This is a genomic window from Nostoc sp. CCY 9925 (assembly GCF_963920935.1).
Classification (GTDB): domain Bacteria; phylum Cyanobacteriota; class Cyanobacteriia; order Cyanobacteriales; family Nostocaceae; genus Nostoc.
Map to the genome: position 1 here is coordinate 1 of NZ_CAWUDO010000025.1, position 26502 is coordinate 26502.

The window sequence follows — 26502 nt, forward strand, 5'->3', positions numbered from 1 at the left end:
GCGATTAAGCTTCTTTAAGTATATATGTACTACATTTAGATGCGTTCGCCCTGCTTTATTCGTAGATAAGGCACTAATTATTTTGTGTTTTAATCGGTAAGGTGATGACAAACTCTGCACCTTTTTCTAATTCTGATATTATTTGTATTTTACCTTTGTGTTTGTCAATTATCTGATAGCAAACACTTAAACCTAAGCCAGTACCTTTACCAACTATTTTAGTTGTGAAAAAAGGATCGAATAGTTTATTTTTGATTTCTGTTGAAATTCCATAGCCGCTATCTTTAATTCCTATTTTGATGTAAATATCATCTATTTTTAATGTATATATAATAATTTGTTTCTTTTTATATGAATCATTTTTTTCGTCTAGCACAGCATCGATCGCATTACTTAAAATGTTCATAAAAACCTGATTTAGTTGTGCTGGATAACACTCAACTAAAGGTAAGTTTCCATAGTTTTTAATGACTTCAATTTCTGTCTGAAGTCTGTGATTTAAAATTAATAATGTATTGTCAATTCCTTCATGAATATCTACCTCTTTCATCTCAGCTTCATCTAATCGGGAAAAGTTCCGCAAACACAAGACAATTTCTCGGATACGCTCAGCGCCAACTTTCATAGAAGAAAGTATAAGAGGTAAATCTTTATTAATAAAATTTAAATCAATTTCTCGAATTTTCTCTTCAATTACCCAAATTGAATCTGGATAATTTTCCTGATATAAACTCACCAGACTAAATAAATCTTGAATATAGTCGGATATACATTGAATATTGCCATAAATAAAGTTAACAGGATTATTAATTTCATGAGCTATACCTGCTACCATTTGCCCAAGAGAAGACATTTTTTCGGTTTGAATTAATTGACCTTGGGTTTCTTTTAAGTCTTGCAGGGTTTTTTGAAGTTCTTGGGTTCGTTTTTCTACCCGTTGTTCTAAATTTTGACGAGCTAGTTCTAGTTCTTGAGTTCGTTCTTCTACCCTTTGCTCTAAACTTTGGCGAGCTAGTTGTAGTTCCTGAGTATAATCTCCCACCCATTCGACTAATTGATTCAGGGAAGCAGCTAATGTCCCAACTTCATCATTGCTTGTAATGTTAGCTCGGAGTTGAAAATTTGATTCTTGAGTAATTTTCCTAGCAACGTTAGTAACTAGTTGCAGAGGACGTGCAATTAATCTACTAGTATATAGCGCTAGTAGAACTGCGATCGCTGCTGATAATAGCATACTTCCAAAAATAACTTTAATTCGCAGTTTTTGAGCATTCTCAAAAGTAGCAATTGCTTGTTGTTTTTGAATTTCAGCATAGCCGATAATCGAAATTAATTCATCTGAGAGTTTCTCAAATTCAATAGAAACATTAACTTCTTTTTTGAAAAATATTAGTAGTTCTTCTTGTCCAGCTTTTGTCTTATTTATTAATAATTGATTTTTGTCAATCTGTCGCCAAAAATTTTTTATTATTTGAGTATAAATTTTGGTATTTTTTTGATAATAATTTAATAATTTTAGTAAATCTTGATTGCTAATTCTTGAATCATGAGTATGAGCTTTGATAAAAGTTTCTAGTTTAGATAACTGTTGATTAACTTGACTCATTTCGTCTACAAATCTATTTTTTTCAAATTCTAACCAAATAGAATTTTCCCAAACAGTAACTAATCTTTGGGGATGTAACCTAACTCTAGTTATTTTATTTTCTAAATCTTTCAAAAGAGATTGTTGTTCTTCAGATAAATTTAACTGTTGCTGGGCAAGTATTTCATAACGGTATGCAATTAATAAACCACTTATTGTGCCTATAAAAGTAATACTACCTGCCACAGTATAGCCATAACTAATCTTTCTAGCGATATTCCAATTATTACTTAAGTGAGTAAGTAAAATAAAAATTTTTGTAAAATAGCGTTTTGTAGCAGCTATCATTTATTTATAGACCATACTATTAAAGAAAATTTCCTTGTCCGATTTTTTGATAAACTTCTCGAATTATATTGTAATCAGTATCATTTGCTGTGATTAATTTACTCCCTTTATACTTTTGATTTGCTTTAGCGGTTACTAAACTTTGAATTAGTTTATCTTGATGCTTAATCATGCGCGATCGCATATCTTCTATAAAGCTAGATGGCAATTGATTACTAGCAACAAATACATCATTAGGAAGTAATTTGCTGGTAAATATTATAGAAAAATCTTTCTCAGATAAACCTTCAGATTCCAAAATGTTTTTGTATCTGTCAGATGCAGTGGCCCAGGCATCTACTTCACCTTTTTTTAAGGCTTGTACTCCTTTATCATCTAACATGACAGTTTTGAAGTCAGTTTGTGGATTTAATCCAGCATCCATTAATAGCTTTGTAGGAGCAATATGGCCAGAGGTTGAGCCAATTTTTCGCATGGCAATTGTTTTGCCTTTCAATTGAGATAACAATTTAATTTTGCTATCTGCACGAACTACAATAATCGAATGGTAGTTGATGCGCTCAATAGCAATTATTGGAATAGCCTTTGCTCTAGCATTTAAAATTAAGTATTCTGAAGGCCCTGCAAAGACAATATCTACTTCTCTGGATAATAGTGCTGGCGCTGCTGCTGTAGGATTTTCTACAGGAAAAAACTCAATTTTAACGCCTAATATTTCTTCTAATGTAGTCCGAAAAGGTCCAAAATCTCGTTGTAAATTTTCAATTCCCGCGACATCTGTAACTGCAAATTTTAAATTTTTTGGTGCAGTTACTGGCAATTGCTCTGAGTTATTATTAGTAGAGTTGATTCCCGTTGTGCAGCCAGCAGCAAATAGTAGCGAATACCAAAGCAAGTTCCGCCGTTTCATAGGTTTGAATTATATTACAAATGTAGAATTTCTTAGTTGTTAGTTAGTAATATACTTATGAAGTTTATTGGTTTATTGTATCGCTGGCTTCTGTAAAATTACGGAAATAAGTTTAAGAAAAAAGAATTCAGGATTCAGAATTTAGAATGAATTACAGCGGATTTCAATAATCTTGAAGTATCGTAGTTCTGACTTTCCGCACTTATCCCTTACTAATTGATTCTGATTACTAAATTCTGAATTCTGAATTCTGATTTTGAATTTTTAATTCCTCATTTTTTACAACTTCAAATTCCAAGCAGCAAAAGCTAAAGCACCCCAGCCAGCAAGAAAAGCTACGCCACCTAATGGTGTAATTGCTCCTAAAGACTTGACACCAGTTAAGCTAAGGGCATACAAACTTCCTGAGAAAATAGCAATACCAATGATAAATAACCATCCACTGGCTACGAGGGTGGGTTGGGGAAATTCGCTGCGACTAATTAGTAGTGCTACTAAAAAAAGTGCGAGAGCATGATACATTTGGTAACGAGCGCCAGTTTCAAAAATTTCTAGCGATCGCTCACTAATTTTCTCTCGCAATGCATGGGAAGCAAAAGCACCAGCAGCGACTGACAAACCGCCTAAAACAGCAGCTAAGCTCAAGAAAATTTGCGTCATTAGACCTAGCCGTAATTTGGTAAAGTAGTCATTAGTCATTGGTCATTAGTGAATAACAAATGACAAACGATGAAGGACAAAGAACAAATGACTAATGACAATTAGACATCAAAATGATATGATACAGCCCCTTCTTCATTCACTTTAAAATTTGCATTGAATTCTTTAGCTTTTTGATCTAAATATTGTCTGGCGTCTGCTGGGGGTAGTTGTGATTGCATAGCAAAGCCTAAAACAGTCACACGTCCATGATTTTCTTGTAGCATCTCATAAAAAAGAGCTTGCAAGCGATCGCTGCGTTGTTGATTAAGTGACTTTTTCTCTTGCCGACTTTGACGATACAATCCCAATGCTAACCATGCACCCAGTGTGAAGCTAGGGACACCAAAAATTAGACCACCAGCAACAGTATTATTATCTTGATAAGTAGGATTTGGCGCCGGAAAATCATAGGCATCTCTCACTGGTATGGACAGCTTACGTGTAGCAAATTTTTCTAGTGCTGCTGATGCTGATAGCGTTAAAAACATGAATCCGAGTGTCAGTAGCCAACCGGCAGCCAATTTTTCAGCAGTTTTCATAGTTCCACTTCAGATTTGAACTTTGCTAGAGATTCTAACCTGACTTTCTCAGAGGTTCCAGTATATCAATCTACTCCCTAAGACAGTTTTTTAGCGATCGCTTCCTTGATGATAAGTAGAAGGCAGGAGGCAGGAGGCAGAAGGCAGAAGGGAAAAGCCAGTGTCGATCGGGAGTTTTAAACTTTTGTATTTTACATTTAACTATGTCTACCTACTTATTTATTTATAAATAAAACTCGCTACCAAATTCGACATCTTCCAATCAATAGTTTGTTGTATGGCGGTGCGCTAGGCTCCAGCCATAACGCACCCTACTTAACTATTGTCGGTTTAGCTGCTATGATATTTACTTCATCCACGCGTAGCTTCAAGTAGGCGGGAAAAATAGAAGCGAGTTTTAGTCATCGCTTGACGTTGCACTGAAAAGCCGTTATTTTCCAAAATTTTCACCACATCAGCCTCGCGATGCAAATATGCACGAGTCGCTTTACTCGGCCCAGGAAAGAAACTGCCAATTTTCTTGAGTATAGTCAAAGCACAGGTCTTGGGGGCAAAACTGAGAATTATCCGCGACTGTGCTAAAGAACAGAGGTGAGAAATCATTTCATCCGCTTTTTCTTGGGGGTAGTGGATGAGGACATCCAAGCAAATAACAGTATGGTAACTACCACTCAACGATTCTAAATCTTGCACAGCAAAAGTAGGATTTTCAGTGTTTCCCAAGGTTTGCTTCGCTCTATCCTTGCCTTCTTCCACCATCTTTTCAGAAATATCGCTCGCGTACACCTTGGCACCATCTACCGCCAACGGGATGCTGAGACTACCCACACCACAGCCAGCATCGCAGATTGATAGTTGTGGCAAATTGTTATCAGCTTTTAACCAGTCGAGAACTGTATCCACCGTTTGCTGGTGTCCATTACGGATGTCCAGCTGAACTTTGTTGACTTCGCCATCGCCGTAAATCCGCCTCCAACGGTCAAACCCTGTGGAATTGAAATACTCGCGAACAATTGTTTTATCGTCGGCTGCGTTCATAAATTCTGATTTTTAGGGGTTCCCAATGCTTAAAATTATCATTGATAGGAACCCACAGGAGCGCTTTTCCAGATTTTTCTAGATCTAGCTGGCGCATAAGCAAATATTCTTATAGAAACTGGAGACGCGGGGACGCCAGGGCACAGAGAGCTTTGAATTATTAATTATTCAGTAATTAACCGAGCGTGATATTACAATATCACACGATTGATTATATTAGTTTATTTTGCTCTAAATTAACCAATTTAATGTTGTAATTCGAGCAATTATTGGCATTATTTTTACATTAAACTTACTCCCAAGCTCAGATTTTGAATTATCTTCAATAAAAACTTCTTTTTCTCTAAAATATAACTATTTATGCTTGTTGAAATATCTCTAATCTTCGCAATTTTAAAATCTATATATATTTCTGTCTACGGATCTCAAGAAACCCTTCTTAAGATAGAATTGCGATCGCAATGCAACATTTATGCTGTTAAAGATTTAATTGACGATCATCAAGAAAACTTAAGCCGACGGGAATTTTAAGTGAATTTTCGTATTTACAGAGTACACTTACAATTTAGGTTTATTTATTACAAATGCCAGAAAGCTCGCTAATAAACAGTCCTATCATTGCATTTACCATTCTCCTGATAGTAATCTTTACTATACCTCCTATATTTGAGCGTTTGCGACTCCCTGGCTTAGTGGGATTGTTGCTTGCAGGGATAATACTAGGACAAAATGGGCTAAAGTTGTTAAACCCAGAGTCTGAAACTATTAAACTGCTTTCGGATATCGGTAAACTTTATTTGATGTTCGTAGCAGGTTTAGAAATTGACTTAGAGCAGTTCAAGAAAACTAGAAATCGCTCAATTGGGTTTGGGGGACTCACATTCTTAGTTCCATTAATTGCAGGTATTATTGTCGGACGTTTATTCAATTTTAGTTGGAATTCTTCAGTATTAATTGGTTCTTTACTAGCTTCACATACTCTCTTGGCATATCCAATTGTGAGCCGTCTGGGTGTGGTAACAAATGAAGCTGTAACTGTGACAATTGGTGCCACAATTTTTACTGACACAGGTGCTTTACTGGTATTAGCAATTTGTGTGGGAATTCATGGAGGAGAATTTTCCGCCTTGAGTTTGGCAATGTTGTTAGGTGGGTTAGCAATTTACTCAGTTGTTGTTCTGTTTGGCTTTGATTGGGCAGGAAAAGAATTTTTTCGCCGTTCGGGAGATGAGCAAAGTAACCAGTTTTTGTTTATATTACTAGCATTATTTTTGGCATCTGTGGGAGCGCAGATAATTGGAGTTGAAAAAATTGTTGGTGCTTTTTTAGCAGGTTTAGCTGTCAATGATGTTCTGGGACGTAGCCCTGTCAAAGAAAAAATTGAATTTATCGGCAGTGTTTTGTTTATCCCTTGTTTCTTTGTAGACATGGGATTATTGATTAATATTCCGGCATTTATTAAAACTCTCAGTTCAGTTTGGCTGACTGTGGCAATTGTACTGGCTTTGATTGGCAGTAAATTTATCGCAGCATTCTTAGCTAAACTGTTGTACCGCTACAATACGGCGGAATTGCTAACGATGTGGTCATTGTCACTGCCACAGGTAGCAGCTACACTAGCAGCAACTTTAGTAGCTTATCAAAGTTTAAATCCTGCGGGGGAACGGCTAATCAATGAAGGTGTGTTAAACAGCGTGATTGTCCTCATGCTGGTGACTGCAATATTAGGCCCGGTAATCACAGCTAGAGTTGCTTCTTCATTACAGCTGCAAGAGACAGATTTTGAAACCGATAGTCTGGCTACTTGGTGGGGAGGTAATGAAGGAGAATTAGCAGAAAAGAAAGAAGATTCATTCACTGTTGTAGTGCCAATATACAACCCTCAAACTCAGCGCTATTTGATAGAAATGGCAGCACTGCTAGCTAGTCATGAATCTGGAAAAATTGTGCCATTAGCTATTACTAAAGCACATATCCAAATGGACGATCCGCAATTAGTAACAGGACTTGAACAAAGTAGGCAAAGATTGAATTTAGCTAGAGAAATCACTCAAGAATTTGATGTGGAAGTGTCACCAACAAATCGGATTGATGATGATATAGCTTTGGCAATTAGCCGCACTAGTCGAGAACAAAACGCTAATTTGGTGGTGATGGGTTGGTCGCGGACAACAGGTTTACGTGCCCGCTTATTTGGTAATGTAATTGATAGCGTCTTCTGGTCTTCTCATTGTCCGGTCGCAGTTACACGCCTTTTGAGCAGCCCCAAGACAATCCAAAAAATTCTTGTACCAGTTGGAGATTTAACTCGCCAAACCATAGGCGCTTTACGTTTTGCCCAGATTTTGGCTGATGTAAATCAGGCAGAAGTTGTATTGTTACACGTTTGCGATCGCAACGCACGCCCAAATCTAGTCGAAAAGTTTGTCTCTCAATTGTCTGATATCGCCTCTAAAAGCCAGTTACAGGTGAAAACGAATATTCAAACCATCAAAGGTGATGATGTCGCTAGAGCAGTAATTCGCCAAGCTCAAGCATTTGATTTAGTCGTGTTACGCTCCGTCCGTTATCGCACAGCCGGTGGACTAGCCGTTAGCCAAGTCACAACCCAGATGATTCAAGAATTGAAGTGTTCAATTGTCTTAGTTGGAGAACCTCATTCGTAATAAATTTGGGCATTGGGCATTGGGCATTGGTTATTCCCCCATTCCCTGGCGATCGCTTTTATTTTATTGTGAGAAATAATGGCGATCGCTTGACTTTTAACACGATATTTGAAAAGTCAAAATATATACTTGAAAGTTCTCTGTCCGTGGAAAGATGACAAAAATAAGATACACTTAATTCCAGTGAGGTTTTAGGTGTAACTAGATGCACAAAGGTTTTAAAAGTAAGCTGCCACTTCTTTTGACATTCTGCTTATTTACTAACTTTTTGCCTGCCTCTGATTCACTTTTATGTCCAGCTTTTGCCTCTGAAGAATACTATAAACTAGCCAGAAATTATGGCACAGATGGACGCACAGGAACCAGTGGGCGTTCGGGTAGAGATGGTTCTAGTGGTCAAAACCAGAATATTTTTGTCAATGGTTCACCTGTAAATCTTGAGTTGTCTGGGACAGATGGGGAAGATGGGGAAGATGGAGAACGTGGTTATCGGCCTAACTGTAGAAACCAACCCGATAATGTCAGCCACGACATAGATGCACCAGATGGCGGTAGTGGTGGTGATGGTGGTAAAGGAGGAGATGGGGGCAATGGTGGTTCGATAACAGTTTATTACACAAATTTGGCAGACTTGCGGAACATTTTTGTCCGCGCCACTGGCGGCGAAGGCGGACGCGGCGGTAGAGGTGCGAGTGGTACGACGGGTTGTAAATGTCGCCGACGGAAATGGGAAGTGCAAACTTGTGAAGGAACTCCCGGTACTCCGAATTACAAGTGTACTAACAAGGTTTATCGATGCAGTGATGGTAATGATGGGCGAGATGGTAGCGATGGTAGCGATGGTAGGGATGGAAGTTTCGGAACTTTGAGTATTGTCAACAGCAAGGAACCCTTGGCTGATGATAACCCGACTGTGAAATTAGCAATTTCAGAACTGACAAATAAACCATTTAAACTCTCGAAAAACAAATGGAATGTACGCCAGGGGGCAGTTTCTCTACTTGCACCTGGTTCCGCGATCGCCGATAATTATCGAGAGTTTGAACAGCGTTTAGAAGAAGCTTTTCAAATAGTCTGGCAAGAAAGACAACCCATCACTAGCTTTGCCAATGAAGCGGTAACAGTAAATTTAACTGACAGCAAACAAGTAGAAGTTACTTTTCCTGAGGATTTATGGGTTGATGGGAACAGCAAAAGTGAAGCTAACTTGACAACTTTTACTGTTAACCATGCCATTCCCAAGAAAGATGTCACGCGGTTAGCTGTAGCAGAATTCGCTGATGCAGGACAAAACCTGAATTTAAAAATAGTTGATTTGGCAGCAAAATCTGATGCCATTAATACTCAGTTTCGCGTCAAATTCCGCGCCAAAGATAGCTCCTATGGTTTTTCTGACTACAAAACTGAATATGAAGGGGATATTCCCGATGAATTTGTGACTCGTGACTATAACCGTTTTACTCTAGCTTTGGGTAAGCTGAAAATTGATAATGAAGCTTTACGTCCTGGTGTGAATGTTGAGATTGAAGTGATAGCAACTCGTTCTTTGGGAGAACGTTCTGCTAAACAAACTATTCGGTGGCAAGGTGTAGTCCGCAAGCCGAGAAGAGGGATTTAGTAGTTGTAATAGAGGCTTTTTATATCTGATTTTGTCATGGATTTGGCGTGTTATTCTTCCCAAGATATTTAGCTTTGAGTTCTTCTAATTCTTGGTCTATTTGACTTTTACTAGAAGGTTGAGGTGTTGAATTTGGTGGTTGGATTTTATTTTGTTGGGGTTTACCACCAACGAGGAATTGGGTTTTCATTTCCTCTAATTCTAGATCTATTTGACTAGGAGATTGGGCGACCAAAGGGGGTGTAGAATTAGGTGGGGGTTGTGGAATAGGTTTTACTGTGTTTGGTGGTGTAGCTGGTTGTGAGTGTTGATTTAAGTCTTTGAAAACAGCATCCACTGTTTGATAACGCCGCATTGGGATACTTTCTAGCATCTTGTTCAGAACGCGACTTAATGCATTACTAACAGGAGTTTTTAAATATTTCTGCCAAATCCAAGTATCGTTATTTGTATCATAAGAATCGAAAGGCGATCGCCTGGTTAATAAGTTAATACAAGTAGCACCCAAACTATAAATATCACTGGCAAAAACAGCCCTACCTCGCATTTGTTCCGGGGCGACATATTCGGGACTACCAATACTAGTGCCAGTTCTATTTAAGGCAGTGCCAGTAGCAGATTTAGAAGCACCAAAATCTACTAAAACTAATTTGCCATCAGCGCTACGTAAAATAATATTTTCCGGCTTAATATCGCGGTGAATCACTTGTCTAGCGTGACAAAATTTCAATACTGGTAATAAATCATTGAGTAATTGCCAGATTTGTGCTTCACTAAAAGCACCTTTATGTGCTAATTCTTGAGCTAAATTTTGCCCATCAATAAATTCTTGTACTAGATATTGGCGGTCTTCCTGAGTAAAATATGCTAATAGTTCTGGAATTTGTGGATGGTTGCCCAATTCATCTAACTGTACCGCTTCTTGGTTGAATAACTCCACCGCTTTTTGTACAGTATTAGTACCTTGAGCTTGGGGATAAAATTGCTTAATTACACAGCGCGGTTTTGATGGTTTATCTTCATCCACAGCTAAAAAAGTTCTGCCAAAACCACCTTGACCTATTGGTTTAATAGCACGGTATCGCTCTTTGAGAAGTAACTTAGAGCCGCAAGTCAAGCAAAACTTGACATTACCAGAATTTTCAGGCTTGGGACAACGGGGATTAAGGCAATAACTCATGGAGAATGGCGCCCAGAATCGTTCTTACTTATCTTTATTTTCCACTGTCCTCAGCAAAAGGGCATTTATATTCGCCAATTATCCAGCTTCAAGTTGTAGCCTAATGCTTGAATCCGCTGATAATGGGATAAATTGCCACTGACTAAAGTTAAGTTTTGTTGGATTGCAATAGCAGCAATAATAGCATCAGCAAGTCCTATCGGTTGTCCTGTGCGTTCCAAATCTGCATAAATGCGTCCCCCCAACTCAGCATCAGTCAGTTCAAGTGTTAATACCTGCGCCTCAATAATTTCAACAAAAAACTGCTGAATCTTATCTTCCCGTTGACGCTTATGCCAGCCTTTGACAATCTCTAAGACTGTGATAGTACAGATGGTGTAGTAACCAAAGTTAGTGTGATATGCAGAAGCCCTTCCTGCAACACGTTGATTAATTCCCTTAAGAATCTCAGAAAAAATATCGGTATCAATAAGTACTTTGTCCAAAGCGTTGATTTAGCGGGTGTGCTGCCCGATCTTTCATTACTTCTTCTAGCATCTCATCAACTGACTCAGGATCGTCAGCGAATAATCCTAATAAACGGTCTTTTGGTGGTTCAACCACTGGTAGCTGTTCAATTGCATAAGCAATCAATTGCGACAAGTCACAATGGTGGGACTTTGCCAAAGCGCGTGCTTTCTCAAGGGTTTTTTCGTCAATTTGCAATTCTATATTTTCCACGTCGCCTCCTGTGAAAGCATCTGTGCTAAGGCGATTCTAGCATTTTGGATGTGTGGTTAATAAAGGGGCGATCGCTTTACCTAACTAATATTCAGAGATTTCTTTAGCGCTTCTTGCACCAAAGTCAACATATCTGATGGCAAGATTCCTAATTGCCTTTCAAACACAGACTCATTAACAGTGGCAATTTTATCAGCCCTAATCAAAGATGTCTTTTTTAACCCTGTTTGTGAAAACTGAGGATGTGTATCCGAAATCAATACCCAAGTATCGCGCAAATCACCAGCAGGAATTTTTGAGAAAATACCCAAGATAATTAATTCTTGTTGATTAACTGCTAAAACAAGGGCTGGTCTAAGTTTGGTAGAAGTCAAATCGCTAAAAGGGAAACGGACTAACCAGATTTGTAATACTTTAGGATTAGTCATTGTAAATATCTTCTTCTGGGTCGTTCCACTCTTTAAATCCAGTTTCTGCCACTTGCATCATTGTTACTGTTTCGAGTCTTTCTTCAATTTCTGCAATGAGTTTTATGAGTTCTTCAATTGGTAGTTGAAAAATCACTGCTTTGATTTCTTCAATACTTGGAGTAACTGCCATCAATAATCACCTCTCTTGATTACACCAAACACTTTAATCGTTTTTATACACTATCATCATTTAATCACATCGCCAAAGCTTAATAGTTTCGTCATTACTACCACTCGCTAAAGTTTTACCATCTGGGCTAAATGCGACTGAAAGAACATAGTTTGAATGACCCTTTAGGGTAGTAATTTCCTTTTGGCTATTTACATTCCACAATTTAATTGTATTGTCCCAACTACCACTAGCTAAAATCTTGCCATCAGGACTAAAAGCTACAGAAACAACATAGTTTAAATGACCATTAAGAGTGGCAATCTCTCTTCTAGAGCTAACATCCCACAGTTTAATAGTTTTGTCACAACTGCTACTTGCTAAAATCTTGCCATCAGGACTAAAAGCAAGTGAATTAACCGTGCTTAAATGTCCCATTATAGTAAAAATCTCTTGTCGATTGTTAACATCCCATAGCTTAATAGCTTTGTCCTCACTGCCACTAGCTAAAGTACCACCGTCTGGGCTAAAAGTAATAAAATGAACACTGTTTGTATGGCCTTTAAGGGTAAAAATTTCGCGTCTTGTTTTAATAGCCCATAGTTTGATTGTGTTGTCCCAACTTCCACTAGTAATTTATGTAATCGCCAAAAAGCATTTAATGATGTGAAATGAATCAAATAAGCTTTAGTCTGCCTTTCATTCACCGGACACAATAAACAGTAAATTTTAAAATCTTTCCCTAATGTAGAAACCCAGTGCGGATAAACATAACTCACATTCAATGGTTCGGAATGCAATTTCCGCAAGGCTGGAAAAAATAATTGAGATATTGACCAAATTTTATCTATACTATCGCGGTAAAGTGCGTAGGCGTAGCCCGTCGTAGACATCGCCTGTTTCCAAACTACCACACTCACAGGCTTATTGATCACTTCACTACTAAGTGCAACTATATACCAGTGATTTGGGTTAATACCTAACTGGCGAACATCACTATTTTGTATGGTTTCAAAAACAGAGGTCATAAGTTTGCACATCCTTTTCGGCGTTAGGCTTGATTAATTAAATTAAAGTAATATTTTTGACAGTATTTATTTAGAAGCACCTGATTTGGTATGACTGATGACAAGACTATGACCTCAGGAAGCTCAAACTAACCGTGACAACAAGCTATAAAGTATGTGTAGATAAAACAGCGAGTATATTGAGAAAAAAATCTGTATGACAAGCTACCAAGAAACCATAACTAGTGACGAAGCCATCAATGAGTTAATCGCCGAGACAACGGGTATTAACCATCTGGAGGTAATTGAAAATGTCATCGACAGCTTAGAACAAGATGACAGTGCAATGGTTAGCCACACGCCAGAGGGTGGTCATCTCTGGAAATTTAAGTACGGAAGTGTGGAAGTATTTGTCCAACTCACTGGAAAAAGCGATGAAGACACCATAACCGTTTGGTCTACGGTGCTAGATTTACCTGCCAAAAATGAACCTAAGTTAATGCGGTATCTTTTGGAGTTAAACTGCTCTAGCACTTTTGAAGCGCGTTTCGGTATTATTGAAAATCGGGTGGTTGTGATATCCACACGCACCTTAGCGGAGTTGTCTCCCGGTGAAGTCTCTCGGCTAATCACCATTGTGGCAACGATCGCTGATGACAACGATGAAGCCTTACAATCTGAATTTGGCGCAGCCTAAGGAATTTTGGATTTTGGATTTTCTATTGAATAATTCAAAATCCCAAATTTCATATCAAGCTTCTCCCTGCGTCCCCCATCCCCGCGTCAGTCTAAACAATAGCCTCTACTGATTGAATCACACTCAGTAGCTGTTCAGGCGTATATGGCTTAGTTATATAAGCATCAGCACCTTGCTTCTTTGCCCACAAGCGGTGAATTTCCTGATTTTTACTGCTACAAATTACGATAGGTATTTTTGGATTAGTCGGATTTGTTTTCAGGAAGCGACATAATTCAAATCCACTCATCCCGGGCATTACAACATCAGTCACAATTGCATCCGGTTTTTCTTCTAAAACTAATTCTAGAGCTTCTTTAGCGCTAGTTGCTTCAATAACATTGTAACCTTTATCTCTCAGATAATAACTAATTAATTCCAATTCTTGTGGAGAATCTTCCACAACTAGAATAGTAGTCACCCAGGTAATACTCAAGCTTCAGTCTCCTGAAAAATATGTTAATCAAATTGATTTATTTTATCTATTAAAAAAATTAAACAATATGCTTAAAGATTACTTTTAATAAATCTCCTTGCGTAAAAGGCTTGGTTAAATAGCCTGATGCTCCAACTATTTTGGCTTTAGCTCTATCTATCAATCCTGATTTTGCTGACACCATAATCACAGGTGTATTTTTAAAATATGAGTGTTTCCGCAGCAAAGAGCAAAGTTCATATCCATCTAAATTAGGCATAGAAATATCCAAGAAAATTATGTCGGGTTTTGTGCGGATAATCTGCATCAAAGCTTTGAAAGAATCGCTGACTCCGACAACAGAAAAGGTTTGCTCATCTAAATAACTTTGAATAGTACTCAATACCGTAGGACTATCATCAATACAGAATATTTTGTAGACTTTTTTCTCAGCCAGAGGTTGTACAACTTGCTGATTCGTATTATCACTAGTATTTAAAATGTATGTTCCTGGTTTATTATCGTTGTGCTGACTGGGAAGCTTTTGTGTACTGTTGGTTTGAGGTTGTGGCTGATTTTTTCGCAAAAATTGCGAGGGTTGCACAGGAGAAACTGTTGATGTCTGGCTATTAACTCCTACCCTTACAGAAAAATGCTCTGTCTTGCTTCTAGGGGATTGACATCGTTCAACTAGTAAACGCAGATTCAGATGACAAAACTTTGGCATATCATCCAAAAAGCTTTCAGGAATAAATTCATAACTCCCCTGTTCTAAGCTCAAAAATGACTGCAAAACTTCTAGTGCTAATTCCTCTATCAAAATCGCTGCTTGAGAGGGACTAATATATTTTTGATTGACTAACCAGCAAATAGCTAAATAATCTGGGTTCGGTATTGCTTGATTTTCAATACCAGTTTCAAATATCGCCCGCAGTTGTTCGTGAATTCCGCGAGGAAGAGTAGAAATTTGCTGGCTCAAGCGTTGCAAATTTCTGTAAAGCGGCTCAAACATTTTCTCTGAGTAGCACGCATAAATCAGTTTACCCTGGTCTACATATATTGACCAAGAACCTGAAGTGCTAAATACTTGCAAACAACCAGTAACGGACTTACTTGTGATTTTTTTCAACAAAGATAAGGGTTGGAGTTTTTGGAAAAATCTGTATCTACTAATCGGAAGTGTCTTCATTGGGATGGCTCTGGAATAAAATTAATATTTGCACGCAAAATCGGTGAATTTCCTTTTCAGAATTCACAGCGACATTAATTAGAAGCACTGTTCAGATAAATATAGCGGTCACATTTTAGTTAGTACAGAGATTCCACACCCCCCAACTGATAATTCACCAATCTCTGCTAAGCTATATGCACGAATACAAATAAATCAACCCATATGCTATTGCCCAATAGCAAAATGACCCGACTGTTGTCAGGAAATAGTATTTCAAAAATCAGATTGACTTTCTGTATCTTTCGCTAATCTAGCCAATCTAACAGTAACTCAAGTGCGACGCACAGACCATTGGCTCTCGCCCATCAGTCGCAAAAATATCACTGTCATACGTATTTTACAGCTTAAAATTACAAGTAATAATTGATTAAAGAAGAACCTGAGTAACTGGCTTATAGTCACTTTTTTCAGAATTTGATTCTTGAGGAGAACTGCATTGATAAAAAGTATAGTTTCAAACTCAGCATTCAATCAATTCAATATCTTACTTAAATTTGTGATTGTAGAACTTCTGTGCATGGGCGACAACAAGGGTCAGGTGCGACCAAAGATGAGTTAGCTGATAATTGGCGCCATGATGGTGTGTAGTGAGATGTACAGGCGACTGACTCAGCACAAGGGAATCTCTTCATAAATACTGCAAACGGGTTCTAGTGTTGTGTGGGGAGAAGTAGTCACTGTGGATGATTTTGAGTGACACATTCAAGAACTGACAGCGAAGTTGTGGAGTTGTGGTACATACCTGAAAAATAATGATTTTTAGCTAGATGGTAGATTGCAAGTAACGTACTCACTAAAATTTAGGTTACTATAATTTTTCAAGAAAAATAGCAGAAATATATAAACTTGATGAGAAATAAGTAAAGAAAATATGAAAATTAATTAATAGCATTTTCCATCAAATTGTTATAAATATTTATTTGTGTGGATGTCCGGAGATGCTGAAAATGTATAGTAAAAGTTAATTTGTAGGTAAAAATTCAGAATTTGTAAAAAAACTGAAAATGAAAATTTTCATGTTTAAAATATCACAAATATCTACTATTTTTTCGATAAGCATGAAGTATAGGAAATAAATACAAATTCTAAGTATTAAGCATGATATTTGGAGCGCTAATTTTTCAAAAAGATATCTTGATACAGGCTAATAAGCGAGAGTAAAAGGCTTTTGTAGCTTGTTTTGCGATCTCCGCCATTCTCATTCTCAAACATCGTCTGAAAGCTAACGAAAAACGTCCGGCGATCGCAGTTTTCACGAACTAAGCTAATTTACCTGAAATCGAATGTTTTTCTGGTCAATTAAATCAAGTATTTATGAATATTTCAGCAAACGCTATTGAGTTATTAAAGGAATCGAACCACGGACATAATTTTGAGTAAATCAAGTGTAAATTTTTGCTTTGGTTTAAAGATAACTAGATATATCCGGGAATACTAAATCCAGAGATTTTGAGGATTTAACAGTATGATCAGTACTCTTGTGGATATTCCTGGATATCGCATAACTGAAGAACTCTACAATGGTTCCAGAACCGTAGTTTATCGAGGGAATCGAGAGACTGACTGCTTACCAGTAGTGATTAAACTACTGAAAAATCCTTATCCGGCTTTCAGCGAACTCTTGTCGTTTCGCAATCAGTACACCATAACTAAAAATCTCAACTCACCTCTGATTGTCCAAACTTATAGCCTCCAAGCGTATCAGAATGCTTATGCACTAGTGATGGAAGATTTTGGGGGAATTTCTCTCAAGGAATGGGGAGTAGGGAATAGGGAGTGGGGATTGGGGGAAAACTTACAATCCATACAAGAGTTTTTAGAAATAGCGATCGCACTATGCAATACCTTAGATATTCTCTATCGAGAACGCATTATTCATAAAGATATTAAACCCAGTAATATATTAATCAATCCCAAAACAAAACAAGTTAAATTAATTGACTTTAGTATTGCATCACTACTACCACGAGAAACTCAAACTCTTGTAAATCCCCATGTCTTGGAAGGGACGCTGGCTTATATTTCCCCAGAACAAACAGGGAGAATGAACCGAGGAATTGACTACCGGACTGATTTTTATTCAACCGGTGTGACTTTCTATGAATTACTCACAGGAGAATTACCCTTTCTATCAAACGATCCGATGGAATTAGTGCATTGTCACATTGCTAAACCAACACCGGATTTAAGGGAAAAGGCAAGAGAGATTCCCCAAGTACTCCGTGATATTGTCATGAAATTGATGGCGAAAAATGCTGAAGATAGATATCAGAGTGCATTGGGACTCAAATTTGATTTAGAAAAATGCTTGCATCAGCTACAAGTTGATGGTGAAATTAAAGGCTTTCAAATTGCGAGTAGGGATGTATGCGATCGCTTCATCATCCCCGATAAACTTTATGGCAGAGAAACCGAAGTATCAACCCTACTCCAAGCCTTTGATAGAGTTAGCCTTGGCGCAACAGAAATGATCCTGGTTGCTGGGTTTTCGGGGATTGGGAAAACAGCAGTTGTCAACGAAGTGCATAAGCCGATTGTGCGGCAACGCGGCTACTTCATCAAAGGTAAATACGACCAGTTTAACCGCAACATTCCCTTCAGTGCCTTTGTGCAAGCCTTCCGTGATTTAATGGGACAATTGTTAACAGAAAGTGATGCCCAGATTCAGCAATGGAAAAACAAAATATTAGATGCTGTTGGAGAAAATGGACAGGTAATCATTAAAGTAATACCAGAACTAGAAATAATTATTGGTCAACAACCACCTGCCATAGAGCTATCAGGAACGGCGGCACAAAATCGATTTAATTTATTGTTTAAAAGTTTTACTCAAGTCTTTGCCAGTGCTGAACATCCGTTAGTCATCTTTTTAGATGATTTGCAATGGGCAGATTCGGCATCACTGAATTTAATGCAGCTATTAATGGTTGATGCAGGTCATCTTTTTATCATTGGTGCATATCGTGATAACGAAGTCCAAACAACACATCCATTAATATTGACTTTGGATGAAATTACCAAATCACAAGCAACGATTAATACGATTACTTTAGCAGCATTGAGTCAAGTACAAATAAATAATTTAGTTGCTGATACACTAAAATGTATAGAAGATTTGGCATGGAATCTTTCTGTATTGATTTATCAGAAAACCAAAGGTAATCCGTTTTTTGCAACCCAATTTCTCAAAGCATTACATCAAGAAAATCTGATTCAATTTGATATTGAGTTAGGCTGTTGGCAATTTGACATTGCACAAGTGACTACTCAAGCAGTTACAGATGACGTTGTTGCCTTTATGGCATTGCAATTACGAAAACTACCGCCATCAACTCAACAGATATTGCAGTTAGGTGCTTGTATTGGCAATCAATTTGATTTAGAAACTTTAGCTATTGTTTCGGAACACTCACAAATTGAAACGGCTGCTAGTTTGTGGAAAGCATTACAAGAAGGGTTAATTTTACCAATTGGTGATGTTTATAAGTTTTATCAACAAGAGTCATTAGTCATTCGTCATTTGTCATTAGAAAAGAGCGAAAAAATGACCAATGACCAAGTACAAATGTCAGTTACATACAAATTTATACACGATCGCGTCCAGCAAGCTGCCTACTCTCTGATTCCTGACGACCAAAAGCAAGCCACTCATCTGAAAATTGGGCAATTGCTGTTGCAAAATACTGCACCGGAAGCTGTAGAACTCCATGTTTTTGATATTGTTAATCAGTTGAACAATGGAATTGCTCTGATAGAACAAATCGGCGATCGCTATGAGTTAGCTCAGTTGAATCTGATTGCTGGCAAGAAAGCAAAAGTTTCCACAGCTTATAAGGCAGCCATTAAATACTGCGCGATCGCTATGGAAATGCTTCCCGAAGATAGTTGGGAGACTGCCTACGACCTCACGTTTAAGCTTTATCAGGAATGTGCAGAGTGCCAATACATCACAGGGCGCTTTGACGAGGCAGAACAACTATTACATCGGGCATTACAGTACGTTCAGAATAAATTCGATCTAGCAGAGATTTATGGGCTGCAACTAGCCCTGAGATCCAATCAGGGAGAGAATCTACTCGCCGCTTATGAGGCTGCACTGAGTAGCTTGAGTGTGATGGGTATGAGCATTCCCGCAACCGACGAAGGTCAGCAAGCGCTAATTGCAACCACACTCCAGGAAATCCAGTTCAAACTGGCAACTGTGCAACCCGCAGATTTATCTGACTTACCTACGATGACCGATCCGGCGAGGAAGGTATGTATGTCAATTCTCCCCAATCTCTGGGGAGCTGCTTATGTCGGTGGTAATCAAGCGTTGACAATTCTGAGCATCCTTTTAATGGTTCATACTTCATTAACCTATGGCAATGCCGAAAGTTCGGGCTGTGCTTACTGTTTGTATGGGATGATGCTCACGATTCAGGGAAACTATCGAAGTGCTTATGAGTTCGCGACGTTGGGGCGAAAGCTCGATCGCCAATTCAATAGCATCAAGTTCATTCCCAAAACCAATAACGTTTTTGGTCATACAATCAATCCCTACAATAGACCACTGGTTGAAAACCTAGCAGTTTACCAACAATCTTTTCAGACCAGTTATGAAACAGGTGACATTGGGTTTGGTATCTGGGCAGTAATATGTCTCATTTGGACGATGCTGTTAAAGGGCGATTGTCTATCAGAAGTGTATGCCGAAACCGAGAAATACTTGGGCTATGTGCAACAAGTAAATAACGGGAATATGACGCATACATTTAACCTACAGCAGCAATTTCTTTTGCACCTGCAAGGTTTGTTGTCAGAACCCGATTTACTGGTCGATGGTGGCGATCGCCAAATTCTCTGCCTTGATGCTTGGCAAAAGAATAATTTTGAAGCTGGTATCAATTGGTATTGCTTCTTGAAACTCCAGCTATTGTACTTGTATAGTCGCTATACCGATGCTCTGGAAGTCGCTGCTATTGCTGAAAAAACCCTGGCTTCTAATCTTGGTCTGTTTCCCATCATTCTATTCCACTTCTATTACCCGCTGAGTTTAGCCGCGCTTTATCCACAAGCAACACCAGAGAATCAACAGCACTACTGGAATGTAATGCAGCAGCACCGGCAGCTGCTAGAAACTTGGACGCAGACCTGTCCAGAGAACTTTTTGCATCAATCGCTGTTGCTGGCGGCTGAAATGGCAAGAGTTTCTGGTAACTACGCAGATGCGATCGCCTGTTACGATGGCGCCATTACCGCAGCTAAAGAAAATCACTTTACCCAAATTGAAGCACTCGCCAACGAACTAGCAGCCAAGTTTTACCTGGAATGGGGTAAGGATCGGATTGCTCAGGAGTATATGACTCAAGCCTACTATGCCTATGCTCGCTGGGGTGCAAAAGCCAAAGTCGCCGACTTAGAAAGACGCTATCCCCAATTACTTGCGCCCATATTACAGCAAATCCGTTCTCCCCTTTCCATTAAAGAAACCATCTTTGCATTAGGGAGTGTTACATCCACTAGTTCCCCCACATCTAATAGCAGTGTCTCAGATAACCTTGATTTAGCTGCCATTTTCAAAGCTTCCCACACTATCTCCGGTGAAATCGAACTCGAAAAACTGCTTTCATCGTTACTTTCTATCGTCATCGAAAATGCAGGAGCCGATAAGTGTGTGTTAATGCTGTTGCGAGACGAACGCTTGCTAATTAAAGGGTCGATTACTGAAGGAACACAGCCCGTCGTGTTACAGCGCCTTCCGGTTGAACAGAGCCAGGAAATTCCCCTGAAGCTGATTTACAAAGTTAAGCACAACAAACAGACTATTGTCTTGGTGGATGCGACAGCAGATCCAACCTTAGCCAATGACCCGTATATTGTTCGTCAACAGCCCAAGAGTATCTTGTGTAGTCCCATTTTGCATCAAGGCAAGTTGATGGGCATTTTATATCTAGAAAATAATTTAGCAACAGGAGCGTTCACTAGCGATCGCATCGAACTCCTGAATCTACTTTGTGCCCAAGCCGCAATTTCCCTAGAAAATGCCCGACTTTATGAACGTTCTCAGGAATATGCCCAAAAGTTAGAGCGATCGTTTGATGAGTTAAGTGCGAGTAACTCTCGCTTTGAGAAACTTGTAGATAATGTTCCTGGGGTTGTTTATCAGTACCAGATATCTGCTGATGGTGCAATGTCTCTAACCTATATGAGTAGGGAATGTTATCAACTATACGAAATCACAGCCGAACAAGCGATCGCTAATGTGCAGTTGCTCTTGGAAAGAATACATCCAGATGATGCCGCAACTTATCAGCAGTCTGTTACTAACTCAATGCAAACCCTAACCCCTTTTGAGTGGTCAGGCCGAATTATTACACTATCTGGGATTGTTAAATGGATTCACGCCCAAGCTCGAATAGAACAAAAAGCCGATGGAACTGTAGTTTGGGATGGATTGTTGTTGGATATTAGCGGAGGTAAACAAGCAGAGGAACAACTGCGAGCATCCCAGCAAAGACTCCAGCTATTAGTTCAACAAACTCCATTAGCAGTTGTAGAGTGGGATACCAATTTTCAGGTTACTGACTGGAACCCGGCAGCAGAAAGGATATTTGGCTACACAAAAGAGGAGGCTTTGGGTCGTCAATTCCAATTCATCGTTCCTCAAACGATTCAAGTACAAATAAAGCAAGTTGCCGCCGATATTTTATCGCAGCAGGGTGGCAATTACAGTGTCAATGAAAATATCACAAAGGATGGCAAAACTATTATTTGCGCTTGGTATAATAATCCACTTGTGAATGTGGATGGCGAGTTAATTGGAGTTGCTTCCCTAGCAGATGATATTACCGTTCGCAAAGTTGCTCAAGTCCAACTTCAACAAAAAGCACAAGAGCTAGAAACTGCTTTACAAAACCTGCAACAAGCCCAATTACAAATGATCCAAAGTGAGAAGATGTCTGCTTTGGGTAACTTAGTTGCTGGTGTCGCTCACGAAATGAATAATCCTTTAGGTTTTATTGCTGCCAGTATTAAACAAGCTAAACCTACTTTGGCTGATATTGTTGAACACTTGAAACTCTATCAAGAAAGTTTACCTAACAAAAGTGAAGAAATTCTTGAACACGAATCAGAAATTGACTTGGAATATAGCTTAGAAGACTTGCCCAAAATGCTTGATTCCATGACTATGGCATGTGATAGGCTCAAAAATATCAGCACCAGTTTACGCACTTTCTCTCGTGCCGATCGCGATTACAAAGTGCCGTTTAATATTCACGAAGGCATTGATAGCACTATTCTCATTCTCAAGCATCGTCTGAAAGCTAACGAACAACGTCCCGCTATTGAAGTTATCACAAACTACGGTAATTTACCTCGACTTGAATGTTTTCCTGGGCAATTAAATCAGGTATTTATGAATATTCTCGCAAATGCTATTGATGCATTAGAGGAATCTAATGACGGACGCAATTTTGAGGAAGTTAAAGCCAATCCTAACTGTATTAAAATTACAACTTCAGTGGAAAACAATCTAGTCAAAATTGCCATTGCTGATAATGCTAAAGGGATCAGTGAATCAGTCAAACATAAAATATTCGACCATTTATTTACTACAAAAGCTGTTGGTAAAGGCACAGGATTAGGATTAGCGATCGCTCGGCAAATTGTTGAATCAACTCACGCTGGTAAATTAAGTTGTAACTCTGTTCTGGGTAAAGGCACAGAATTTATTATTGAAATTCCGCTGTAATTTTTGGCTTGGGTTTTTAGTCAGCATTTTGCCATCTAGCAAAAAGACGCAAAGAAACTCTTTGCGTCTTTGAGATGATATTTAAAAGTGGACATTCTCAGCGTTATACTCCACTATTTACTGAAACCTACTCGCGCCAGAACCAGCTTAAAAGTACGCCACCTGCTATCAGCTTAATTACTTCCAGTAGCCAATAACCACCGTGTAGTAAATTCATTGTTGATGGAATAGCAGCAGCAGCTTCAAATAGATTGAGTTGAATTCCGATCGCGCACATTTGCGGAGTCAAGAAATATGTGTCAAGCAGAGCTACACTCAACAGCAGTACAGATATAACGACGCTGCTAATACCCCTTTGAAATTGGGTTTTGCTTAAAACCAGTGCTCCCGTCAATACTACAGCAGCAGATAATAATTCCATGCGATTAAAGTTCCAAAAAATCGCATAGCCCGCTGTAGTAAAACCAGCTTGGTTCATCATGCCAGAAACATAAAGGCTAGGCATAATTACCCAATCTAAAACTAGACTTGCGCTCAGCCAAAAGCCCAAAGTCAATACGATCGCGGTTTGCCAAATTGGCCGTTTGAATGCAACGTTAGAAATAGCAGTCATAAAATAATTGCGTGTGTTGTATTTCTTAGTTTGTAACTTGATCACCAGTTTGACAAGAAATATCAACTAAGCTTTACATTGATTGGGAATATCAAGGGCGATCGCTCTTAATTCTTCGTTAAATCCCAAGTTTTTTTAAAGATAATTAAGAAATATTAAAAAGCTTTAAAAAGTAATTTTAACTCTCAGAAACACTCAATTTTTGTGTAGGAATTCGACAAGTAAGGGCGTACAGCTGTACGCTCCTACCTATTTTTCCAGAAACGTCCAGACTCCTTCATCCCAATCTGACTCTGTTGGGGGTGCTTGTAACCAATGCTGACAACGTAACAGATGCAACATAGCAGCTTTGTCTTGGTTATCAGCTGCTAAAACTAGGGCAAATTCAGCTCTGGCACGGTTAAAATCGCGTTTGAGGTAATATTCGCGTCCTTTATGATAATGCTCAATCACTTGTAGTTTTTCGCTATTAATGGGATTGGAACGCAAACCCACTAATTCATATATGGATACCGGCTCATTTCTGCCTTTGACGCGAATGTAATCTAGTTCTCTGGCCCAAATATTTTCTTGGCATGGTTTAAAAGTGTTATGGCTAATAATAATATCGCAACCATACTGTTTACTAACACTTTCCAGTCGAGAGCCGAGATTAACACCATCCCCAATGGCTGTGAATTCCATTCGCTTACTAGAGCCGATATTTCCACTAATCACCGTATCGGAATTAATGCCAATACCAATGTTGATTCTGGGCTTATTAAGTGAATGGCGACGCTGATTAAAATCATGCAAGCGTTGGCGCATTTCTAAAGATGTTTGCACCGCCATCCAAGCGTGTTCTTGTAAAGGTAAAGGAGAACCAAAAACAGCCATAATGGCATCGCCGATGTATTTATCAAGAGTACCTTTATGTTTAAAAACTGCCTCCACCATTGATTCAAAATATTCATTGAGCATACTCACCACTTCTTCTGCTTCCAAGTTTTCCGTCAAAGTGGTGTAGCCGCGAATATCCGAAAATAAAATTGAAACTTCTTTGCGATCGCCTCCTAGTTTAGCGTCATCCAACTTCAGCAATTCTTCTGCTAATTCTTGGGTCATGTAGCGGTACATGGTACTTTTGAGCCGCTTTTCATCACTGATATCTTCCATCACCACCAACGCCCCACGGACTTGCTCGTGGTCGCTGGCATCAGCAATTGTATTAATCGATAAATTAATACTATGCTGTTCTGTACCAGCACTTAAAAGAGTGCGATCGGGGTAATATTGTTGGCGGCGTTTCGAGTCAGCTCCGTGTAAAGCATCCTGACACCACTTGCTAAAGTCGCTTTCTTTAATGGCGATGACATCATTAACTGATTTACCTTCTAAACGGTCGTCTGCTTCCAGCCCCAGCAAACGTTTAGCGCTTTCATTGGCGGCGATAATTAATCCAGATTTATCAGTAGAAACTACTCCATTGGAAAGACTGCGGAGAATGTCTCGTTGCATTTGTTCTTGTTGCTTGACTGTGGCAAACAACTGGGCATTATGTAGGGCTACTCCCGCTTGAATATTAAAAGCTTCCATGAACTCTTCATCGTTGCGGTCAAAACTAGCTTGGAAGCATTCGGGAGCTTTCGGCCAAGAAGCGGGATCATAAGCCGGAAAATCCCCAGATTTCTTTTTATTTACTAACTGGGTAACACCGATTAATTCTTGGTCGGCGTTAAATACTGGCATACAAAGTAAACTACAGGTGCGATAGCCATTTTGCTGGTCGAGTTGTTTGGCTGTTTCCGAGTCGGGATCGTCGTATAAATCAAAGGCAATATTTAGCTTTTTCCCAGATGCGCCTACTATCCCAGCAAAGCCTTTACCGATGGGGACGCGTAACTCCTTGGTTGAACCATCGTCCTGGGTGATTTTCGTCCACAATTCATGACGATCGCGGTCTATTAACCACAGTGTACTGCGATCGGCATTCATTAATTCCTTGGCTTCATCCATTACCCGTTTGAGGGTATCTTCTAAATCGAGACTGCTTTGAGAAAGGGACTTAATTGCTTTCATCAACGCCGCCACTGCTCTTTGTTTTTGGGTAGCTACATAAAAAGAGCGTGAGGACTCTAAAATCAGCCGAATCGAAGGGGCAAATTCTTGAAATAATTGTTCGTCGGCGCAGATAAAACCGTTGGTATCAATGCGCTCTGCCAGTGGAGCATTGGAATTACTACCAGATTTTAATTTATTCAGTAATTGTACTACTGCGACTAATTGCCCATGTTCATTTAATAACGGCAAAGCCAGCATTGTGTAAGTGCGATAGCCAGTTCTTTTTTCTTGTGCTTGGGCAAAATGCGATCGCGGATCGTCATAAAAATCAAAGGGAATATTGATAACTTGCTTGAAAGTAGCGACCTCACCACCGATACCTTTATTGGCGGGGATGCGAATTTCTAAGGAGCGATCGCCCTCTCCCTCAGCCACAATTGACCAGAGTTCTTGTTTTTCCTCATCCAATAAAAATATCGTCGTCCGGTCTGCCCCCAGTAATTCCCCGGTTTTTAAGGTAATCGAATGCAACATTTCTTGCAAGATAGTTTCAAAACCCTGAGAATCGAGCATCGATAGGGTTTGATGAACAATCTGTAATTTTTGCTCAACATCCTTAACAACCTGTTTAAAAGTATCTTGAGTCAAGGGAGCAAGAAACGTAGAAAAAGTTCCTTGTCTTGTGGCAAGAGCACCCACAGGAGCAGAATTTGATTGAAATTCGCCGTTTTCTTGGTTGTGAACACCAATAATCACATCGGTGGTCTCCCCACAACTTCCTTGATACACTGACATAATTAGTATTAGATATAACAGGATGAGATGTTAGATTTAACAATG

At 39.0% G+C, this 26502-nt stretch carries 21 protein-coding genes and 1 pseudogene; 6 read left to right on the plus strand and 16 right to left on the minus strand.

The window, feature by feature from the left end; translation table 11 throughout:
- Positions 1-73 precede the first annotated feature (73 nt).
- From ACM0OY_RS15130 to bchM, 5 genes are all read right to left on the minus strand, one after another.
- A complete protein-coding gene (locus ACM0OY_RS15130) occupies positions 74-1933 on the minus strand; it encodes an ATP-binding protein (RefSeq protein ID WP_414569662.1) in 1860 nt (619 codons plus the stop codon).
- Positions 1934-1952: 19 nt separating this feature from the next.
- The gene (locus ACM0OY_RS15135) at positions 1953-2843 is read right to left on the minus strand and encodes a phosphate/phosphite/phosphonate ABC transporter substrate-binding protein (protein ID WP_414569663.1); all 891 of its coding nucleotides are present in this window, start codon (positions 2841-2843) and stop codon (positions 1953-1955) included.
- Positions 2844-3122: 279 nt separating this feature from the next.
- On the minus strand, positions 3123-3503 hold the full coding sequence (locus ACM0OY_RS15140) for a DUF423 domain-containing protein (protein ID WP_414569736.1): 381 nt from the start codon (positions 3501-3503) through the stop codon (positions 3123-3125).
- Between the two features lie 101 nt (positions 3504-3604).
- Entirely contained in the window at positions 3605-4084 is a 480-nt protein-coding gene (locus ACM0OY_RS15145) for a hypothetical protein (protein WP_414569664.1), read from the minus strand.
- A gap of 351 nt (positions 4085-4435) precedes the next feature.
- Entirely contained in the window at positions 4436-5122 is a 687-nt protein-coding gene (bchM, locus tag ACM0OY_RS15150; protein ID WP_414569665.1) for a magnesium protoporphyrin IX methyltransferase, read from the minus strand.
- Positions 5123-5482: 360 nt separating this feature from the next.
- Between bchM and ACM0OY_RS15155 the strand changes: the two genes are divergently transcribed.
- The 3 genes from ACM0OY_RS15155 (at position 5483) to ACM0OY_RS15165 (ending at position 9406) form a co-directional block, all read left to right on the plus strand.
- A complete protein-coding gene (locus tag ACM0OY_RS15155) occupies positions 5483-5653 on the plus strand; it encodes a hypothetical protein (RefSeq protein WP_414569666.1) in 171 nt (56 codons plus the stop codon).
- A gap of 53 nt (positions 5654-5706) precedes the next feature.
- On the plus strand, positions 5707-7788 hold the full coding sequence (locus tag ACM0OY_RS15160; RefSeq protein WP_414569667.1) for a cation:proton antiporter: 2082 nt from the start codon (positions 5707-5709) through the stop codon (positions 7786-7788).
- A gap of 205 nt (positions 7789-7993) precedes the next feature.
- Positions 7994-9406: a collagen-like protein gene (locus tag ACM0OY_RS15165; protein WP_414569668.1), complete on the plus strand. Its 1413-nt coding sequence runs from the start codon at positions 7994-7996 to the stop codon at positions 9404-9406.
- 34 nt (positions 9407-9440) lie between these two features.
- On the opposite strand, the gene ACM0OY_RS15170 is transcribed toward ACM0OY_RS15165, so the two are convergent.
- The 7 genes from ACM0OY_RS15170 to ACM0OY_RS15200 form a co-directional block, all read right to left on the minus strand.
- Positions 9441-10586, minus strand: coding sequence for a protein kinase domain-containing protein (locus ACM0OY_RS15170; RefSeq protein WP_414569669.1), 1146 nt, complete (start codon positions 10584-10586; stop codon positions 9441-9443).
- Between the two features lie 65 nt (positions 10587-10651).
- On the minus strand, positions 10652-11071 hold the full coding sequence (locus ACM0OY_RS15175) for a PIN domain-containing protein (RefSeq protein WP_414569670.1): 420 nt from the start codon (positions 11069-11071) through the stop codon (positions 10652-10654).
- Positions 11052-11306: a hypothetical protein gene (locus ACM0OY_RS15180; RefSeq protein ID WP_414569671.1), complete on the minus strand. Its 255-nt coding sequence runs from the start codon at positions 11304-11306 to the stop codon at positions 11052-11054. Before ACM0OY_RS15180 ends, ACM0OY_RS15175 begins: the two co-directional genes overlap by 20 nt.
- An 80-nt stretch (positions 11307-11386) precedes the next feature.
- A complete protein-coding gene (locus ACM0OY_RS15185; protein WP_414569672.1) occupies positions 11387-11734 on the minus strand; it encodes a type II toxin-antitoxin system PemK/MazF family toxin in 348 nt (115 codons plus the stop codon).
- On the minus strand, positions 11727-11906 hold the full coding sequence (locus tag ACM0OY_RS15190) for a hypothetical protein (RefSeq protein WP_414569673.1): 180 nt from the start codon (positions 11904-11906) through the stop codon (positions 11727-11729). The genes ACM0OY_RS15185 and ACM0OY_RS15190 overlap by 8 nt, the downstream gene beginning before the upstream one ends.
- A 60-nt stretch (positions 11907-11966) precedes the next feature.
- Positions 11967-12494 (minus strand): WD40 repeat domain-containing protein, encoded by a 528-nt coding sequence (locus ACM0OY_RS15195; RefSeq protein WP_414569737.1) that lies wholly within the window; start codon positions 12492-12494, stop codon positions 11967-11969.
- Positions 12392-12913: a hypothetical protein gene (locus ACM0OY_RS15200; RefSeq protein ID WP_414569674.1), complete on the minus strand. Its 522-nt coding sequence runs from the start codon at positions 12911-12913 to the stop codon at positions 12392-12394. Before ACM0OY_RS15200 ends, ACM0OY_RS15195 begins: the two co-directional genes overlap by 103 nt.
- 196 nt (positions 12914-13109) lie before the next feature.
- Here ACM0OY_RS15200 and ACM0OY_RS15205 point away from each other — a divergent pair, with 196 nt between their 5' ends.
- Positions 13110-13589 (plus strand): YbjN domain-containing protein, encoded by a 480-nt coding sequence (locus ACM0OY_RS15205; protein WP_414569675.1) that lies wholly within the window; start codon positions 13110-13112, stop codon positions 13587-13589.
- A 91-nt stretch (positions 13590-13680) separates the two neighbouring features.
- On the opposite strand, the gene ACM0OY_RS15210 is transcribed toward ACM0OY_RS15205, so the two are convergent.
- Positions 13681-14064, minus strand: coding sequence for a response regulator transcription factor (locus ACM0OY_RS15210; RefSeq protein WP_414569676.1), 384 nt, complete (start codon positions 14062-14064; stop codon positions 13681-13683).
- 58 nt (positions 14065-14122) lie between these two features.
- On the minus strand, positions 14123-15232 hold the full coding sequence (locus ACM0OY_RS15215) for a response regulator (protein WP_414569677.1): 1110 nt from the start codon (positions 15230-15232) through the stop codon (positions 14123-14125).
- Between the two features lie 1230 nt (positions 15233-16462).
- On the opposite strand from ACM0OY_RS15215, the pseudogene ACM0OY_RS15220 reads away from it, so the two are divergent.
- Positions 16463-16651: pseudogene (locus tag ACM0OY_RS15220) on the plus strand (hybrid sensor histidine kinase/response regulator); the annotation flags it as partial.
- An 88-nt stretch (positions 16652-16739) separates the two neighbouring features.
- Complete coding sequence (locus ACM0OY_RS15225) at positions 16740-23009, plus strand: AAA family ATPase (protein WP_414569678.1); 6270 nt, start codon at positions 16740-16742, stop codon at positions 23007-23009.
- Between the two features lie 127 nt (positions 23010-23136).
- On the opposite strand, the gene ACM0OY_RS15230 is transcribed toward ACM0OY_RS15225, so the two are convergent.
- Both ACM0OY_RS15230 and ACM0OY_RS15235 read right to left on the minus strand, forming a co-directional pair.
- Complete coding sequence (locus ACM0OY_RS15230; RefSeq protein WP_414569679.1) at positions 23137-23622, minus strand: hypothetical protein; 486 nt, start codon at positions 23620-23622, stop codon at positions 23137-23139.
- Positions 23623-23871: 249 nt separating this feature from the next.
- Positions 23872-26457 (minus strand): GAF domain-containing protein, encoded by a 2586-nt coding sequence (locus ACM0OY_RS15235; protein WP_414569680.1) that lies wholly within the window; start codon positions 26455-26457, stop codon positions 23872-23874.
- Between the last annotated feature and the right edge of the window lie 45 nt (positions 26458-26502).